Genomic DNA, 15,978 nt, shown 5'->3' on the forward strand with positions numbered 1-15,978 from the left:
GTGGCATGCACTGCGGTGCGTACTGCCTCCTCCACATTGGGAGGCACACGCAAGAGTGGTCGCCAGGTGATCGTGTACACGGCTTCGAACGCGATGCCGGCGGTGGCACTGGGCAGCAGCCGCGGCTGGACAGACGTACTCGTACGGACGGCGCGGTGCCACGGCCACCTCATGCGATGTTCTCTTCGAGCGGGAAGACCGTGTGCAGACGGCCGTCGACGAGGTGGTGGTAGAAGTCGTCAGCCATGCTCACGCCCTCAGCCGTGGAGATGCCACGCAACTCGTTCATGAGCTTCATGCCGGCCTCGAACATGTTGTGGCCGCGCAGCGCTGGCAGGAGCTGGTCGCGCAACCGTGTGTAACCGCTGGGATCGCCGGCACACGAGCAGATCCAGTCCGTCAGACGCGAGATGACCTCGGCAGCGGTGTCCGCGGAGGAGAGCAGGTCGTGGACGGCTCGCTGTACGTCGATTTCGGTGGGAGGCGTGCACACGAGCCACGGTGCGCCGTCATGATGGACGGTCATCAGCGCGAGGAAGGCCAGTGAGCCGCTACGTGCGGAGACCTTGCCCTGCTGCCAGCCGTGGACCTCACCGACCAGTCGCTGGGCCACGGTGGGGAGGTGGACAAGACCGTCGAAGGCAGCCAGGACTTGGCTGACTACGGTGGCGTCGGTGTTCTTGTGCGCGACGCGGCGCAGCCGCACCATTGCCCGCTTGGCCAGAGACGTGGCGACGGAGGAGTCCTCCAGGATGCGTCGGCACAGTGCAATCACGGCGGGCGCGTAGCTCTTCTGTTCCGCCCACCCGTAAAGCGCTTCCCACGCCAGGCGGCCGACGTGTTCGTTGCGCACGGCGCTTTCCAGGACCGCGCCGAGGACCTTTGGCTGACTGCTGCCGACGAGTTCGCCCAGCGTGGTGAGGTAGTCCACCGTTCCGTGCCGCACGGTGAGTTCGGCCAGCGCGGCCACTGCGTGGTCTTCCGGATCGGCGTTCTGGGCTGTCGCGACGAGCCAGGTCAGCAAGGGTCTGCGCATGACGTCGTAGTTGTCCCAGACGTACTCCAGCACTGCGCGTCCGTAGGCCGGCCGGTCGAAGACCACCGTGTCCTGCATGCCGACCCGGCCCCCGACATCCTGGATGCGCCGGCGCATTCCCCGTCCGGCCAGGGCACTGAGGGTCGGTGAGATTCCTGGCGCTGCGCCGGGGGCGTCGGGGGTGTCTCCGATGGCTTCCAGCAGAGCGGCTTCACTGCGCGCGACGACAGGCATGGGTGCGGACTGCTGCACGGCCAGGGCCAGCAGCAGACAACGGTCCTGCACTGTGAGCGAGGGGTTGTCATGGGCGTACAGGCTGTTCGTCTCGCCGAACCGGCCGTCGAGTTCACCGCGCCAATCGGTCAGCGCCGCGATGATGCGTTCTTCCAGGGTGACCTGGGTTTCGCCTTCGCCGTCGACCTGTACGAGCGACTGTTGGGAACTGGTGTCGGTGTGTTCCTTCCAGACCATTGCGACGGTGTGCGCGGCGCGCACGGCGGCCACCGCCGTCAGCCCGCGCAGGGAAGCGGTGGCTTTGAGGAAGGACCGCAGCGACGTGGCCAACTGGCTGTAGCCGTGGGCGTCCAGATGCGCCTCGACCACTTCCTGAGCATCCGGCGCCTCACGCAGACGAACCACTTGGATGCCATCACGATCGCTCAGGCGGTGGTCGTTCCACACGTCCTGTGCCACGGTCAGCGCCAGATAGGAACGGCAGCCCCGGAGATGCGTGGCGTGTTCCGACAGGGCGTTGAGGAAGTCGGCCGATACCTGATCGTTCTCCGGGTGCTTCAGGTCAAGCTGGTAGGCGTGGGTCTTCTCCAGCGGCAGGCGGCCCTTGGCGGGGGTCTTCCAGTCCGCGTCCAGCTTGACCACGGTGGTGTTGTCAGAGGTGTGCTCGGCCAGCAGCCGCAGAGCGAGGGTTGTGGAGCCGCATGACCGGGGCGCCACAATGACGATCACGGGTTGGCGAGGGCGGCTGGTCGCAGGATTGATGATCTGCTCCCAGACCGCGTTCCAGTGTGCGCTGCGAATGAACGGTTGATTGAGCAGCCGCTCGCGGCTTTGTTCGACGCCCTCCAGTAGGTCCCGCTTTCGGGTCTCCAGGATCAGCTGTTCGATGACGTTGGCGACGACGTCGGCTCCCCCGTACACGTTTGTCGCTGCACCGTAGGTTTCGTGGACACGCGGTGTGGTCGGGACGGCATCCGGCGACAGGGGAGCGGGGGAGAGGGAAGGGCCGTCGGGATGTACCTCCGGCCGATCGGGACTGCTGGAGCTGGGACGCCATCGCTGCAGCCAACTGCCCGCGCTGTTGGACGGGTTCTCGCCGTCCCCGCCGGTCGGCGGGGTGGCGTCGGAGCGCGTGGGGTCGAACGGTACGTCAGACATGCGGGAACTCCAGGGTGAGGTGTGGGGAGCAGGGCAGGGAGGACGGACGCCTCACTGCTGGCGACGGTCGATCCGCAGGTTCTCGATGCGATTGGCGATCGTGGGGTCGCTGACCCGACCGTGGATCTGGATCGTGCCGCCGCCGCTGGCAACCGGTGTCGCCGACGCGTTGCTCGGCTGCGCGATAGAGGCGGGTGCAGCATCTGGCGGTGCGGCGTCGGTGAGGTAGGGGCGTACAGCCGGTCCGGTCAAGCCCGGCACGTGGATCCGGCAGGGCTGCTCGAAGCCGGGCTTGTCACTGACGCGGGCCACCGCATCGAGGAAGTGGTGCGGGCCGAGATCTGGCGTACGTCCCGCGTGCACGGTGCGCTGGTAGGCGACCTCGGAGACCGCGGTCGCGAGGAAGGCACCGCTGTCCTTCGCGGCGGACAGCGCTTGGCGGGTCGCCTGACTGTCGAGCAGTCGGGCGGTCTCGTTGATGGCATTACCGCGGTGGTCGGGGAGGGACAGGGGGCCGACGTGCACGCTGGCGCGCAGCCGCAGGAGCGGACTGCTGGCCAGCCTCTGCCGCTCGTAGCGCACCAGCGCCGCATTGAGCCGGCCGAGCAGCGGGTCCACGAGCCGCGCCAGCGCCGAGGGCGGGAACAGCAGGATCGCCCCGTCACCGCTGTCCTTGTAACCACCGGGCAGCTCCTGCGGATTGGGCAGCGCACACTCGGCGAGCACGGTCGCCACGATGTCGTCCACGTCGCACCGGGCGGCAGCCATCTTCGCCTCGGCGATCTGGCTGTACTTCTCCATATCGATCGCCACCAAGGCGAGTTCAGCGGGAACATGCACGGGCCCTGCGTGCAGCGGCGCATCCATCGGGCACCGTCCTTTCAGCACAGGCGGTCAGGGAAGTGCCCATGCTGATCCGGTGGGACGGCCACTGCTGCCCAGCAGTGGGCACGCCTCAAGTGCGGCCTGTCACGCCTGCGTACGCGCGTGCGACTGAATCGAATGGATGTCGCGAACGAGGAGTCCGCCACCGGCAGCGGTGCGAACCCAGTCCTGCTCGCGCCAGGGCTTGAGGGCGTTGACCACCGCGTTGCGGGAAGCGCCGATCATCTGGGACAACTCTGTCTGTGTCAGCCGCACGGCGAGACCCGAGGCCGAGGTGGACGCGGCTTCGACCAGCCGGGACAGAGCCGATGCCAAGCGCAGTGGCACAGACGCGGTGGCCAGTTCGAGCCGGACAGCTTCCGACTCCCTGACCCGGGCGATGGCATGGCGCAGCAGTGGGGCGAGCAGATCATGCTCCTCAACGAACGTGAGGAAGGTGGCAGCCGGGATGATGCGGATCTGGCAGGTCTCGGCGGCGATGACTGTGGCGGTGCGCGGCTGGGAGTCCAGTACGGCCAGCTCTCCGAGCAACTCGCCTGCGCCGCGCACGGCAAGAAGCGTCCTTTCCCCGCAGTCCCCCGCCAGGGTGATCAACGTTGATCCGGACTCCAGCACGATCACGTGCGTTGCGGGATCTCCCTGGCGGAGTAGCACACTCCGAGCGGGTCTGACGCGCTGCGGTGCGAGTGCCTTCAGGCGTGCCCATAACGTGTCGCCGATCACCATGGCATGCGGCTGATACACATGTCCCCCTGTTGTGCGGCCCCGACACACTTAGGTGATCGTCTCAACCGGCCAGAATATTGCTCAATAGACACATTCCAGCCATCAGGAGCGCCGCTAGGGCGAAGTCGATGGCCAGACGGGCTGCTCGCAGCTTCCTGTCCGCGAGCCAGGCAAGCACCCGCAGCCGGTGGGCCTCGGCATGCCGTTCGAGCTCCACCCGGTGGCGTGCGGCTGCCTCGCCCATCAATTCGGCATGCAGTCCGGTCCTTGGGACCACGGGCCGCAGTGCGAGCAGTGCGGCTCCTATCGCGACCATCAGAAACAGGCACATCAGGACCAGAGCGAGCATCCCGATGGTGGGCATGCCATCGGCATTCGACAGCAGGGCGACCCCCGCAGCCAACAGCCCACCGGCTATTCCGCACAAGGCCGTTGCTTTCGTGTCCGCCCGCTGCACCTCGACGAAGGCGCGTTCAGCGTGCCCGTGCAGCCGTTGCACCTCCGTTGGAATACCCCGTGGCTCGCGCATACCGTTCACACCCTCCATGGGCCGTCGCATGCTTGTTATGGCAGGTGCCAGCCTGCTCGCAGCCGTCGAGGAGTGTTGCCTACCGCAGGGCACGAGGAGTGCTGGATCCCTCACTTCCCGGTCCTGCGAAGGTGGTAGCCATGAAGGACGGTGCGGACGAGTGGGATCGGACGTGGGCCTGACTGGTCGAGTTCGGCGCGGGCCGGCAGGCCGGTGTGAGGTCCGTTGAGGCCGAGGAGGGGTGCGCCCTCTACCATGCCCGAGGTCCGTTCAGTGAGCCACAAGATGGGGCCCGACCTTCGGCTTCCCACGCCTGCGTCAGCCCTGACCTGATCCCGATGGCGCATCATGTGGAGCGCGTCGCGATCCTTGAGCCTGCCGAAAGAGGGTGTCGCAGTGAGGCAAGGCTGTTGGGAATCTTGCGACGCCAAGTGGTCACTCCCACTGTTTGAGCTGGGGGGATTGGCAGCCGTGCAGCCAGTCCGAACGGCCCGGGGCGTAACGCACCCTACGCCGCAGCATGAACAGGCGCGGCCCGCAGTTGTGCGCACTCCATGCGTGGTAGTCCACCCTGCGCCTGCTTTCAGTCAACTTCCTTGCCGGGCATCATCGTTGCATGTCAAGTCTCACGGAGATGACACGGCAGGGTGCCACGGCGGCGAGGCCGGTGGTAGCCGTGGACACCGACGACATCGTGGCGCCGGACCGCTTCGGCTGGTGGAACGACATGGTCGGCCACGAGGTCATGCCGGTCGCGATCCAGAGTCCGCACGCAAACCGTTTCCGGGGCCGGTCCCCAGGCCGGCGACGACGGCGCCGACGGTGATGACGACGGGCTTCTGGGTGGTGAAGACCAGCGCCAGCCCCGCCGCGGCCAGCAGGAACTCGACGGGCAGCAGCACGTGAGGGGTCTTGGACGACAGCTGGGCGAAGGCCAAGCAGCCGGCTGCGGTACGCACGGGGCGGGGAGATCTGACGGATGGCGTGTGGGAACGGCTGTGGCCGTTCCTGCCGGTCGGCGACGGGCGTTGTGGCCGGTGGCGGGATCACCGGCAGGTGGCCGACGGGATTCTGCATCGAGTGCGGAACGCGGTCCGGGCGCGTCAGGCCCAGCACCTGCACCGGCAGGTCTTCGAGCAGGAAGGCCAGGCGGGGCACGTCGTGTCCGGCATCCACCACGATCCAGATTTCCGGGTCGCCGTCCTTCCACTGCCGGCCGTGACGGTGGCGGCGTCGTCGCCCGGTGCCAGACGCAGGGCGTCCAGCGGCGCGGTCCAGGAACTGCGGCCGGTCTCCCAACGCGCAGATCACTGAGTGGGGCCAGCCGGGAACGGGAATGTACTGGTCCTTGCCCCGCCCGTACGTGCGGCACAGGGTCTGCTGGGCCGCAGCCAGCCGGTGAGGTCGGCGGCCGATGAAGGAGACTCACCTCCACGGCCTTTGACGCAACATGTGTTCCTTGGTCGGATCACATGTTCAGGCCGAAGGCCCCGCGCATGCGGCAGTCACCGGGCCGAGTGACTACGTAACTGGAGCAAGCAGCACGTCGCGAGGTCTTGGATCTGCAAACCAGATGCCGTACAACGAAAACCCCTGTTGGACAGAACTATTGGTCGCACAGAGGATTTCTTGTGCGGTAGCGGGTCGATTCGACAGTGCAATGGCCTACCGCCTGAGTGGAGGTTGATATGCCGAGTGAAGAGACCGAGGTAGTCGTCGTCGGGGCGGGTCAGGCAGGTGTGGCGATGAGTGAGCACCTGGGAGCCCACGGTGTGCCGCACGTCGTCCTGGAGCGGCACCGCATCGCCGAGCGGTGGCGTTCGGAGCGGTGGGATTCCCTGGTCGCGAACGGGCCCGCGTGGCACGACCGCTTCCCGGGGCTGGAGTTCTCCGATGTCGTGGCCGACGCCTTCGCCTCGAAGGATCAGGTCGCGGACTACTTCGTCGCGTACGCCGAGAAGATCGGCGCCCCGGTCCGGTGCGGTGTCGAGGTGACCTCGGTGCGCAGGCACGCCGGTCGGGCCGGCTTCCGGGTCGAGACGTCGGAGGGCTCCATCGACGCGCGCTTCGTCGTGGCCGCGACCGGGCCGTTCCAGCGGCCCGTGATCCCGCCCATCGTCCCGGACGGTGCCGTCCCCGTGCAGATCCACTCCAGCGCGTACCGCAACCCGGAGCAGCTGCCCGAGGGTGCGGTCTTCGTGGTGGGGGCCGGTTCCTCGGGGGTCCAGATCGCCGACGAGCTGCGCCGGTCGGGCCGGCAGGTCTTCCTCTCCGTCGGTCCGCACGACCGTCCTCCCCGCGAGTACCGCGGGCGTGACTTCTGCTGGTGGCTCGGTGTGCTCGGGCTCTGGGACGCGGAGACCCCTCCCCAGGGCGCCGAACATGTCACCATCGCGGTCAGCGGCGCCCGCGGCGGCCACACGGTGGACTTCCGTTCTCTGGCCGCCGACGGCATTCAGCTCGTGGGTCTGACCGCGTCCTACGACGACGGCGTACTGCGCTTCGCGCCGGACCTCGCCACGAACATCGCCCTCGGCGACGCCCAGTACCTGGCACTCCTCCAGGCGGCCGACGCGTACGTCGAGCGCAACGGGCTCGATCTGCCACAGGAGCCGGAAGCCCACGTCCTCGGGCCGGACCCGGCATGCGTGACCGAGCCCCGACTCGAACTGGACCTGGCCGAGGCAGGCGTCACCTCGATCGTCTGGGCAACGGGCTTCTCCGCCGACTACGGCTGGCTCCAGGTCGACGCGTTCGACGAGCACGGCCGACCCGACCAGCGGCGCGGAGTGTCCACCGAGCCCGGCGTCTACTTCCTGGGCCTGCCCTGGCTGTCCCGCCGTGGATCGAGTTTCATCTGGGGGGTGTGGCACGACGCCAGGTATGTCGCCGACCACATCGTGACCCAGCGGGGCTACCTCGCCTACGGCAGCGGCGAACGGCCGGTCGCCGCGCCGGTGACCGGAAAGAACTGAAGGAGCAGACGATGACCTCCACGAGCGAGGACCGACCGGTCAAGGCCCCGATCGTCGCCGGCGGGCACACCCGGATCCGCCCGTTCAACACGCGCGACACCTACCCCGAGCAGAACCTGGACAACGACCTCTGCCAGGCCGTCGTCGCCGGCGACACGGTGTACGTACGGGGTCAGATCGGCCAGGACCTCGACACCGCCGAGTCCGTGGGCATCGGCGACGCCGAGGCCCAGGCCGAGCAGGCCATGGCCAACATCAAGATGCTCCTCGAGGAAGCGGGCAGCCGCATGGAGCACCTGGTCAAGCTCACCATCTACCTGATCGACCCCCGGTACCGCGAGGCGGTGTACCGCACCGTGGGCCGCTGGACCAAGGGCGTGCACCCCATCTCCACCGGGCTCGTGGTCTCCGCGCTGGCCCGCCCGGAGTGGCTGTGCGAGATCGACGCGATCGCGGTGATCCCCGAGGAGGAGCGGCGATGACCTTCTCCCTGGTGGTCCGGGACGGCGAGCGGTTCGGCATCGCGGTCAGCTCGTCCAGTCCGGCGGTCGCGGCCCGGTGCGCGCACCTGCGGCCCGGCGTCGGCGCCGCCGCCTCACAGAACATCACCCATCCAGTCCTCGGCACCGAACTGCTCGACCGGCTCGCCGAACACGGCGACGCCCAGCGCGCCTTGACCGATGTCACCGGCGCGGACCGCAACGCGCCGACCATCGCATATCGGCAGTTGACTGTTCTGGGTCGCACCGGGCCCGGACATGCCTTCAGCGGCTCCGGAACGCTCGGCACATACGCGTCGGCGACCGCGGACGGTGCGGTCGCCGCGGGGAATTTGCTGGCTGGCGCGCACATCCCCGATGTTCTCCTGGACGCCTACTTCGCGGCGACGGGTGAGCTGGAGGAGCGGTTGGTCTCCGCTCTGCGCGCTGCCCTCGCGGCAGGCGGTGAGGCGGGGCCGGTGCACTCCGCGGGCCTCTCGGTCGTCGCTGACGTGGCCTGGCGGGTGACCGACCTGCGCGTGGACTGGGCCGACGATCCGATCGAACAGCTCGCTGCTCATCTGGATGTGTGGCTGCCGCAGCGGGACGACTATGTGCGGCGCGGCCTCGACCCCGCGGGCTCCCCCTCCTACGGCGTGCCGGGCGATCTGTGATGGGCGTGCTGAAGGAGGCCGCCCGGAGCGCGGTTCACCGGCACGCGGAGGAACTGATCGGGCTGTCCGAGCGGCTGCACGCCGACCCGGAGACAGCCTGGGAGGAACACCGGGCCGCGGCCACCGTGCCGGAACTGCTGGACGCTGCCGGATTCGATGTCACCTCCTCCTATCTCGGCCTGGAGACGGCTTTCCATGCCCGGTGGGGCAGCGGGCCCACCCGCATCGCCGTGTGTGCCGAGTACGACGCGCTGCCGGGCCTGGGCCACGCGTGCGGGCACAATCTGATCGCAGCTAGCTCCATCGGCGCGGCGCTCGGCCTGGCGGCGGTCGCGGACGACGCCGGCCTGACCGTGGAGGTCTACGGCACCCCTGCCGAGGAGGGCGGCGGCGGCAAGATCGAGTTGCTGGAGCGTGGCGCCTTCGCCGGGGCGGACCTGGCGATGATGGTGCACCCGGCGCCGGTCGACGTCGCCGAGGCCCGGCCGTTCGCGGTAAGCCACTCCAAGATCTCCTACACCGGGAAGTCCGCGCACGCCGCGGCCTACCCGGAGGCCGGAGTCAACGCGGCCGACGCGTTCACGGTGGCCCAGGTCGCGATCGGGCTGCTGCGCCAGCAGTTGCCCGCCTCGGCCCGCGTGCACGGTGTGGTGACCCACGCCGGCGACGCGCCGAACGCTATCCCCGAGCGGTCGAGCGGCCGGTGGTACGTACGGGCGGAGACGCTCGCCGAACTGGCCGAGCTGGAGCCCCGTGTCATGCGGGCCTTTGAAGCGGGGGCCCTCGCGACCGGATGCGAGCTGACGATCGAGCCGGAGAGCAAACCGTACGCGGAGTTCCGCACCGACGAGACCGCCCTCGCGCACTACCGCGCGAACGCGCTCGCCCTGGGCCGTGAGTTCGCCCCGCCCGGTCAGGCGGCACGGATGAACCGGGCCTCCACCGACATGGGCAACGTCTCGCAGGTGGTGCCGGCCATCCACCCCTACATCGGGATCGGCTCGCTGCCCGCCACCAACCACCAGCACGAGTTCGCCGCGTTCTGCGTGGGCGGCAAGGCCCAGCGTGCACTGCTCGACGGGGCGGTCGCACTGGCATGGACCGGAGTGGACCGCAGCGCGGCGGCCACGGCAGGAGTGTGACCGCGGCTGCGGTCACGACAACGCACGTCGCCCACCGGGCCGGCCCGGGACGAGACTTGGGCCGGCCCGGCCGTGATCACCACCGACGGTTCGGGGGCCGACCGGACGCGCGGCCGGGGCGACCGTCGGTGCGGAACGTGTCCTGGCCGGGACACAGTCGCGCCCTGTATCCGGCCATCACGCTCTTCGGGAGTGTCTGTCAGGCGTGGTGGCCGTTCCCCGCATCCGCTTCCCGCTTTCGTTCATCTCTTCAGACCCTTGAGGACATATGTCTGCACAATCAGCGGCCGGGCGTCCCGGCGCACACGTCGAGACCGGCTCGGTTTCTCGCTGGGACCACGACATGCTCGGCAGTGTCGAAGTGCCGGGCGATGCCTACTACGGTGCGCACACGGCGCGGGCGGTGGTCAACTTCCCGATCACGGGAGAGACACTTTCGGCCCGCCCGCACCTGATCCGAGCACTGGCTGCCGTGAAGCAGGCCGCGGCCTCGGCCAATGCGGAGGTCGGGGCCTTGGACGGGGATCTCGCCTCGGCGATCGCCCACGCCTGCACGGAGATCCGTGAGGGAGCGATGCACGAGCAGTTCGTGGTCGACCTCATCCAGGGCGGCGCGGGGACGTCGACCAACATGAACGCCAACGAGGTGATCGCCAATCGCGCGCTGGAGCTGCTCGGCCTCTCCCGCGGGGAGTACACCGCCTTGCACCCCCTCGACCACGTCAACCTCGGGCAGAGCACCAACGACGTCTACCCGACCGCGGTGAAACTGGCCCTGGACGCGCACATCGCCGGGCTGCTCGGTGCGCTGGCCGGCCTTCGTGATGCCTTCGCCGGCAAGGCGGCGGAGTTCGCCGACGTGCTGAAGATGGGCCGCACCCAGTTGCAGGACGCCGTGCCCATGACGCTGGGCCAGGAGTTCGCGGCGTTCGCGGCGACCCTTGCCGAGGACGAGCAGCGCCTGGGTGAGGCCAGAGTGCTGCTGCACGAGCTCAACCTCGGCGGCACGGCGATCGGCACCGGCCTCAACGCCCGCCCCGGCTACCGGCAACTCGCGGTGGAGCACCTGCGCCGGCTGACGGGCATCCCGACGCTGGTGTCCTCGCCCGACCTGATCGAGGCGACCCAGGACGTCGGCGTGTTCGTGCAACTCTCCGGGGTGCTCAAGCGCGTCGCGGTGAAACTGTCGAAGATCTGCAACGACCTGCGTCTTCTGTCGTCGGGGCCGCAGGCCGGCCTCGGCGAGATCAACCTCCCGGCGCGCCAGGCCGGTTCGTCCATCATGCCCGGCAAAGTCAACCCGGTGATTCCCGAGGCGGTCAACCAGATCGCGTTCGAGGTCATCGGCAACGACGTGACCGTGACGCTGGCCGCGGAGGGCGGACAGCTCCAGCTCAACGCCTTCGAGCCGATCATCTACCGCAGTCTGAGCGCGGGCCTGGACCATCTCGCCGCGGGGGTCACCGTGCTCACCGAGCAGTGCGTGCGCGGCATCACCGCCGACCGGGACCGGCTCGCGCGGACCGTCGCCGCCTCCACCGGACTGGTCACCGCGCTCAGCCCCGCGATCGGGTATGAGTCCGCATGCGCCATCGCCCTGGAGGCGCACCGCACCGGGCGGCCCGCGCTGGACCTGGTGCGTGAGCGCGCGCTGCTGACGGAGGCGGAGCTGCGCGCCCTCACCAGCCCCGCCGTGCTGGCGGGCCTGCTCGGGCCCTGACCGGCCGGGCGTCTTTCAGGACGGCTGTACCGGTACTGCCTGCCCTCTGTAATCTGCTCGCTGGATTCAGTCGGGTAGGCACACCACGATCATTGATGCAAGGTTCTGTTATGACACCGCCGGTTGGCTTCACGCTTGTCCAGTTGCGCTACTTCGTGACGGCCGCTGAATGCGGGTCGATGACGGCGGCAGCCGAACGGCTGCGTATCGCGCAGTCCGCCGTGTCCTCTGCCATCACCAACCTGGAACACGAGCTGCGGGTGCAGCTCTTCGTCCGCCACCGGGCCCGGGGGCTGACCCTGACCTCGGCGGGCGAGCGCCTGCAGCACCAGGCCCGTGACCTCCTGGCTCGTGCACGCGAGGTGGAGGCGGAGGCCCGCGGCAGCGGCGGTTCCCTGGCCGGCCCGGTCACGCTGGGCTGCTTCGTCACGCTGGCGCCGTACTACCTGCCTGCGCTGTTCGCTGCCTGTAGCGCACAGCATCCGGGGATCGAACTCAACGTGGTGGAGGCGGAGGCAGAACAGCTGGCCCAGGCGCTGCAGAGCGGGAAGATCGATTTCGCGCTCACCTACGATCTCGGCATGTCCGCCAACCCCGCTCTGCGCCGGGACATCATCGACCAGACCTCGGCGTACGTGATCATCCCCGAAACGCATCGGCTGGCCGGCCGCCGGTCGGTGGAGCTGTCCGAACTGGCCGCCGAACCGATGGTCCTCCTCGACCTCCCCTACAGTCGGGACTACTTCCGGGCACTGATCACCGCCACGGGTATCGCCCCCGACGTCCGTTACCGGACCCAGAGCTATGAGACGGTGCGGTCCCTGGTCGCTCACGGGCTCGGGTACTCGGTCCTCAATCAGCGGCCGGCCACGAGCCAGACCTACGCGGGCAGGGACGTCGTCTCGCTGGAGCTCATCGACGACCATCCGCATCTCGACGTGATGATCGCGCTGATGGACGGCGTCCGGCAGACCACGCGCGCTCAGGCCGTGATCGACCTGCTCCGGGGGATCGGCTCGTCGACGAAGCCGCCGGCCGGCCGTCGGCCCCGTTCCCGCTAGCGGCACCGGGGCCCCGCAGCGTCGGCAAGACCCCCGCGGCACGGGCAGCCGCGGCCCCGAGGACTGTGAGGGCAGCAGCATCTCCTCGCAGCGCTCACGGCGGTCGCCCGCCGGGGCCGAGTGCGCTGTCCCTCCCTGCCCGGCCTGAGAGGATGCGGGCGGACTGCTTGCCGCAGGCGTCTGTGCCGCCGGGACACGGCGGCACAGACGCCTGGCTGCTGCCGGGTCAGATCAGCGCCGCATCGGTGCTCTCCGGCGAGGGCACGACGGCGGAGGCGGAACGCCGCATCGCAGCCTTGGCCCAGACGTAGTACAGGGGGCTGATGACCGCCAGCCCGACGATCCAGGACAAGTCCACGCCGCCCATCGCGGTCGCCGCGGGCCCCGTGTACATGGTCGTGGAGACGAAGGGCAGCTGAATGACGGCGCCGATGATGTAACAGCAGACCGCGGGTACATTGACGCGCCCGTAGATGCCGCCGTCGGCGCGGAAGAACGACTCGACGTCGTAGTCTCCGTGGCGCAGCAGGTAGTAGTCGACGAGGTTGATGGCCGTCCACGGCACGAGCACGGTCATCAGCAGGGTGATGAAGTTGAGCCAGTTCGCCATGAAGTTGTTCTGTCCCGCCAGTGCCGCGATCAGCGACAGGAGGAACAGGACGGTGGCGGTGACGGCCCGTACGACTCTTCCCGGGGACCAGGCCGGTGCGAAGGTCTGCCCGACGGTGAGGGTGGACAGCACGCCGCAGTAGAGGTTCATGGAGTTGGTGGCGGCGATACCGAGCGAGAAGATCAGGATGATGGCCGGCCCGACGGGCCCGGTGAGCTGGTCGAGTCCCGCGACGACGTCCTCGCCGACGGCCACACCGACGATGGCGCCCAGGATCATCGGGAGGATGGAGCCCAGCGAGCAGCCGGCGTAGCTGGACCAGAAGGCGGGGCGAGCGCCGGTGTCCGCGGGCATGTAGCGCGAGTAGTCCGACACGTACGGGGCGTAGGCGACCTGCCACAGCGCGGACGCGGTGACGGTGCCCATGAAACCGGCGATGGAGACCGAGCCGTGGGAGGCGAAGCCCTCCGGGAGGCCGTGCACGCCGATGATCCAGACGAAGGCGACGAGCAGGGCGGCCCCGGAGAGGTAGGTGAGGATGCGCGTGTAGGTGTGGATCAGGTCGTATCCGAAGATCACCGCGACCACCGCGACCACGCCGACGACGACGATGCCGGTGCTTGTTCCGACCGGAAGTCCCGCGGCGACGAGCGACTGGCCGGCCAGGACCAGGTTCGAGGCGAAGAACCCTATGTACATCAGCACCACGAGCACGGTGACCAGCAGCGCCCCGTAGCTTCCGAACTGGCCGCGTGACTGCACCATCTGCGGCACGCCTAGCTGGGGGCCTTGCGCGGAATGCAGGGCCATCAGCACGGCGCCCAGAAGGTTGCCGACGAGGATGGCGACGACGGTCAGCCGTGGCCTTCGTCACCGGCGGCGGCTCCGGCATCGGCCAGGCATGCGCGCTGCGTCTGGCCGACGAGGGCGCCAAGATCGCCGTCGTGGACATTCGCCTCCCCGCCGCCGAAGAGACCGCCAAGACCATCGAAGCCGCCGGTGGGCAGGCGGTCGCGGTCGAGTGCGACGTCGCGTCCAACGAGCAGGTGTCCGCCGCCGTCACACGGACCGTCGAGGCGTTCGGCGGCCTCAACGTGATCGTCAACGCCGCCGGCATCCTCGCCGCCGAAGGCGACGTCGTCGCGTGCTCGGAGGACGACTGGGACCGCGTCATGGCGATCAACGTCAAGAGCCAGTTCCTGACGGGAAAGCACGGTGTCCCCGCAATCCTGAACTCCGGCGGTGGCGCGATCGTCAACATCGCCTCGGTGTTCGGGTTCACCGCCCTGCCGGACGAATGCGCCTACGACGCGTCGAAGGGAGCCGTGCTCAACCTGACCCGCCACATGGCCATCCAGTACGCGACCAAGGGCATCCGCGTCAACGCCCTGTGTCCCTCCGACTGCGACACCCCCCTGCTCAACGCACTGATCAGCGACGCGGCCGACCCTGAGGCCGAGAAGGCCAAGCTGGCCGCGCCGATCCCCATGGGCCGTCTCGCCAAGCCGGAGGAGATCGCGGCCGGCGTCGCCTTCCTCGCATCGGACGACGCCGGCTTCGTGACCGGCATCGCGCTGCCCGTCGACGGGGGTTTCCTCGCCCAGTAAGCCAGAAGGCGGCGGGTCGTCGAGCGGACCCTGGGATGGATGATTCTCCGCACGGCGATCCGCTGCGGCTGCGGCGTCGGTTCCGACCGGCAGGGGGCCGTGCCGGGTCGGCTTCGGGTCAGCGGTTCCGGCGGCGCCGACCAGTCTCAGCGGAACGCGGCGACATTGCGGGCGGCCCAGTCGGCGAAGGGGCGCGGGGCGCGGCCGAGGACCTGCTGGACGTCGGGGCTGACGTGCAGCTCGGCCGGGCTCGGGGAACCGAGGATGTCCAGAGTGCCGTCGGCGAGTTCCGTCGGCATGCTCCGGGTCATGGCGGCCTTGGCCTCGTCGCGGGTGAATTCGTGAAACCTCACTGGCGAGCCCAGCGCGGTGGCTATGGCCTCCGTCTGCTGGCGCGGAGTGATCACCTCCGGGCCGGTCAGCTCGTACACGCCGCCGGTGTGCCGGTCATCCAGTAGGCAGGCCGCCGCGACCGCGGCGAAGTCCGCCGGGGGCGGCGGCCTCGGCGTTCTCCCCGTCCGCCTCCGCGCTGGTCGCCCGTCGCAACCCGCAGGCCAGGCGCGGGCGGGCGTTCGGCTCCTACGGCTTCTGCAAGAGCATCGGCTACACCGCCGGCCCGCTGCTGGCCGCGTGTGCGGCGCTCATCCAGCCGTGGACCGGGCGCGCCTTGGACGCGGAGCGGCTGACCACCCGCTCCGGCCTGGTCGCGGGGCTCGCGCTGACCGGGTGCGGCCTGGCCGCCGCCGTCCTGCTCGGCGTCGCGGGTCTGCTGGTGGCGGCGGTCCTGATCGGGGCGGGGACCGGACTGATCACACCGCTCGGCTTCGCGGCCCTGGCCGCGTCGACACCGCCGGAGCCGATGGGACAGACCATGGGCGCAGCGAACTCGGCCGCGAACTCGGGGACGCCGGAGGCCCGCTCCTCGTCACCTCGATCGCCTCCACCGTCACCCTCCGCTGGGGACATGCCGCACTCGCCCTGCTGACCATACTTCTGACCCTTGCCACGCGAGTACGCCCCACCCGCTGACCCCCTGGCCCGCCCTGTCAGCGTGCCGCGGCGACGGCCTCCTCGACCCCGGGGGCGGAACGAGGGACCGGTGCGTAATGGCCCCGGGGACGTGGACTTCCGCCGGTAGGCGT

14 protein-coding genes and 2 pseudogenes are annotated in these 15,978 nt (G+C 69.3%); 8 read left to right on the plus strand and 8 right to left on the minus strand.

Features of this window, described 5'->3' with window-relative positions:
- Nucleotides 1–169 precede the first annotated feature (169 nt).
- The 6 genes and pseudogenes from ACFYTE_RS24935 to ACFYTE_RS24960 all read right to left on the minus strand — a co-directional run.
- A complete protein-coding gene (locus tag ACFYTE_RS24935) occupies nucleotides 170–2,428 on the minus strand; it encodes a hypothetical protein (protein ID WP_388714386.1) in 2,259 nt (752 codons plus the stop codon).
- 51 nt (nucleotides 2,429–2,479) lie between these two features.
- Nucleotides 2,480–3,295: a hypothetical protein gene (locus ACFYTE_RS24940; protein WP_388714388.1), complete on the minus strand. Its 816-nt coding sequence runs from the start codon at nucleotides 3,293–3,295 to the stop codon at nucleotides 2,480–2,482.
- Nucleotides 3,296–3,397: 102 nt separating this feature from the next.
- The gene (locus tag ACFYTE_RS24945; RefSeq protein ID WP_388714391.1) at nucleotides 3,398–4,039 is read right to left on the minus strand and encodes a Crp/Fnr family transcriptional regulator; all 642 of its coding nucleotides are present in this window, start codon (nucleotides 4,037–4,039) and stop codon (nucleotides 3,398–3,400) included.
- Between the two features lie 61 nt (nucleotides 4,040–4,100).
- Complete coding sequence (locus ACFYTE_RS24950) at nucleotides 4,101–4,586, minus strand: hypothetical protein (RefSeq protein WP_388714394.1); 486 nt, start codon at nucleotides 4,584–4,586, stop codon at nucleotides 4,101–4,103.
- Between the two features lie 725 nt (nucleotides 4,587–5,311).
- Nucleotides 5,312–5,527, minus strand: coding sequence for a hypothetical protein (locus tag ACFYTE_RS24955; RefSeq protein WP_388714396.1), 216 nt, complete (start codon nucleotides 5,525–5,527; stop codon nucleotides 5,312–5,314).
- 127 nt (nucleotides 5,528–5,654) lie between these two features.
- A pseudogene (locus ACFYTE_RS24960) lies at nucleotides 5,655–5,975 on the minus strand (transposase); the annotation flags it as partial.
- Nucleotides 5,976–6,256: 281 nt separating this feature from the next.
- Between ACFYTE_RS24960 and ACFYTE_RS24965 the strand changes: the two are divergent.
- The 6 genes from ACFYTE_RS24965 (at nucleotide 6,257) to ACFYTE_RS24990 (ending at nucleotide 12,619) form a co-directional block, all read left to right on the plus strand.
- Entirely contained in the window at nucleotides 6,257–7,543 is a 1,287-nt protein-coding gene (locus ACFYTE_RS24965; protein ID WP_388714398.1) for a flavin-containing monooxygenase, read from the plus strand.
- Between the two features lie 11 nt (nucleotides 7,544–7,554).
- Nucleotides 7,555–8,025, plus strand: coding sequence for a RidA family protein (locus ACFYTE_RS24970; RefSeq protein WP_388714401.1), 471 nt, complete (start codon nucleotides 7,555–7,557; stop codon nucleotides 8,023–8,025).
- On the plus strand, nucleotides 8,022–8,696 hold the full coding sequence (locus ACFYTE_RS24975; RefSeq protein WP_388714406.1) for a DUF1028 domain-containing protein: 675 nt from the start codon (nucleotides 8,022–8,024) through the stop codon (nucleotides 8,694–8,696). The genes ACFYTE_RS24970 and ACFYTE_RS24975 overlap by 4 nt, the downstream gene beginning before the upstream one ends.
- Entirely contained in the window at nucleotides 8,696–9,838 is a 1,143-nt protein-coding gene (locus tag ACFYTE_RS24980) for a M20 family metallopeptidase (protein ID WP_388714409.1), read from the plus strand. Before ACFYTE_RS24975 ends, ACFYTE_RS24980 begins: the two co-directional genes overlap by 1 nt.
- A 268-nt stretch (nucleotides 9,839–10,106) precedes the next feature.
- Nucleotides 10,107–11,558, plus strand: a complete 1,452-nt coding sequence (locus tag ACFYTE_RS24985) for an aspartate ammonia-lyase (RefSeq protein ID WP_388714412.1) — start codon at nucleotides 10,107–10,109, stop codon at nucleotides 11,556–11,558.
- 110 nt (nucleotides 11,559–11,668) lie between these two features.
- Nucleotides 11,669–12,619 (plus strand): LysR family transcriptional regulator, encoded by a 951-nt coding sequence (locus ACFYTE_RS24990; RefSeq protein ID WP_388714414.1) that lies wholly within the window; start codon nucleotides 11,669–11,671, stop codon nucleotides 12,617–12,619.
- Nucleotides 12,620–12,845: 226 nt separating this feature from the next.
- On the opposite strand, the gene ACFYTE_RS24995 is transcribed toward ACFYTE_RS24990, so the two are convergent.
- A complete protein-coding gene (locus tag ACFYTE_RS24995) occupies nucleotides 12,846–14,087 on the minus strand; it encodes a purine-cytosine permease family protein (RefSeq protein ID WP_388714449.1) in 1,242 nt (413 codons plus the stop codon).
- A gap of 2 nt (nucleotides 14,088–14,089) precedes the next feature.
- Here ACFYTE_RS24995 and ACFYTE_RS25000 point away from each other — a divergent pair, with 2 nt between their 5' ends.
- On the plus strand, nucleotides 14,090–14,836 hold the full coding sequence (locus tag ACFYTE_RS25000; protein ID WP_388714416.1) for an SDR family NAD(P)-dependent oxidoreductase: 747 nt from the start codon (nucleotides 14,090–14,092) through the stop codon (nucleotides 14,834–14,836).
- A gap of 146 nt (nucleotides 14,837–14,982) precedes the next feature.
- On the opposite strand, the pseudogene ACFYTE_RS25005 reads toward ACFYTE_RS25000, so the two are convergent.
- Nucleotides 14,983–15,327, minus strand: a pseudogene (locus ACFYTE_RS25005) (NmrA family transcriptional regulator); the annotation flags it as partial.
- Between the two features lie 176 nt (nucleotides 15,328–15,503).
- Here ACFYTE_RS25005 and ACFYTE_RS25010 point away from each other — a divergent pair.
- Nucleotides 15,504–15,821: a hypothetical protein gene (locus tag ACFYTE_RS25010; RefSeq protein ID WP_388714419.1), complete on the plus strand. Its 318-nt coding sequence runs from the start codon at nucleotides 15,504–15,506 to the stop codon at nucleotides 15,819–15,821.
- Nucleotides 15,822–15,978: the final 157 nt, after the last annotated feature.

The organism is Streptomyces sp. NPDC004629 (genome assembly GCF_042873595.1).
GTDB lineage: Bacteria > Actinomycetota > Actinomycetes > Streptomycetales > Streptomycetaceae > Streptomyces.

Coding starts and splice junctions, on each gene's coding strand:
- ACFYTE_RS24935 (WP_388714386.1), bottom strand. CDS start 2,428: ATGTCTGACGTACCGTTCGACCCCACGCGCTCCGACGCCACCCCGCCG.
- ACFYTE_RS24940 (WP_388714388.1), bottom strand. CDS start 3,295: ATGGATGCGCCGCTGCACGCAGGGCCCGTGCATGTTCCCGCTGAACTC.
- ACFYTE_RS24945 (WP_388714391.1), bottom strand. CDS start 4,039: ATGGTGATCGGCGACACGTTATGGGCACGCCTGAAGGCACTCGCACCG.
- ACFYTE_RS24950 (WP_388714394.1), bottom strand. CDS start 4,586: ATGGAGGGTGTGAACGGTATGCGCGAGCCACGGGGTATTCCAACGGAG.
- ACFYTE_RS24965 (WP_388714398.1), top strand. CDS start 6,257: ATGCCGAGTGAAGAGACCGAGGTAGTCGTCGTCGGGGCGGGTCAGGCA.
- ACFYTE_RS24970 (WP_388714401.1), top strand. CDS start 7,555: ATGACCTCCACGAGCGAGGACCGACCGGTCAAGGCCCCGATCGTCGCC.
- ACFYTE_RS24975 (WP_388714406.1), top strand. CDS start 8,022: ATGACCTTCTCCCTGGTGGTCCGGGACGGCGAGCGGTTCGGCATCGCG.
- ACFYTE_RS24980 (WP_388714409.1), top strand. CDS start 8,696: ATGGGCGTGCTGAAGGAGGCCGCCCGGAGCGCGGTTCACCGGCACGCG.
- ACFYTE_RS24985 (WP_388714412.1), top strand. CDS start 10,107: ATGTCTGCACAATCAGCGGCCGGGCGTCCCGGCGCACACGTCGAGACC.
- ACFYTE_RS24990 (WP_388714414.1), top strand. CDS start 11,669: ATGACACCGCCGGTTGGCTTCACGCTTGTCCAGTTGCGCTACTTCGTG.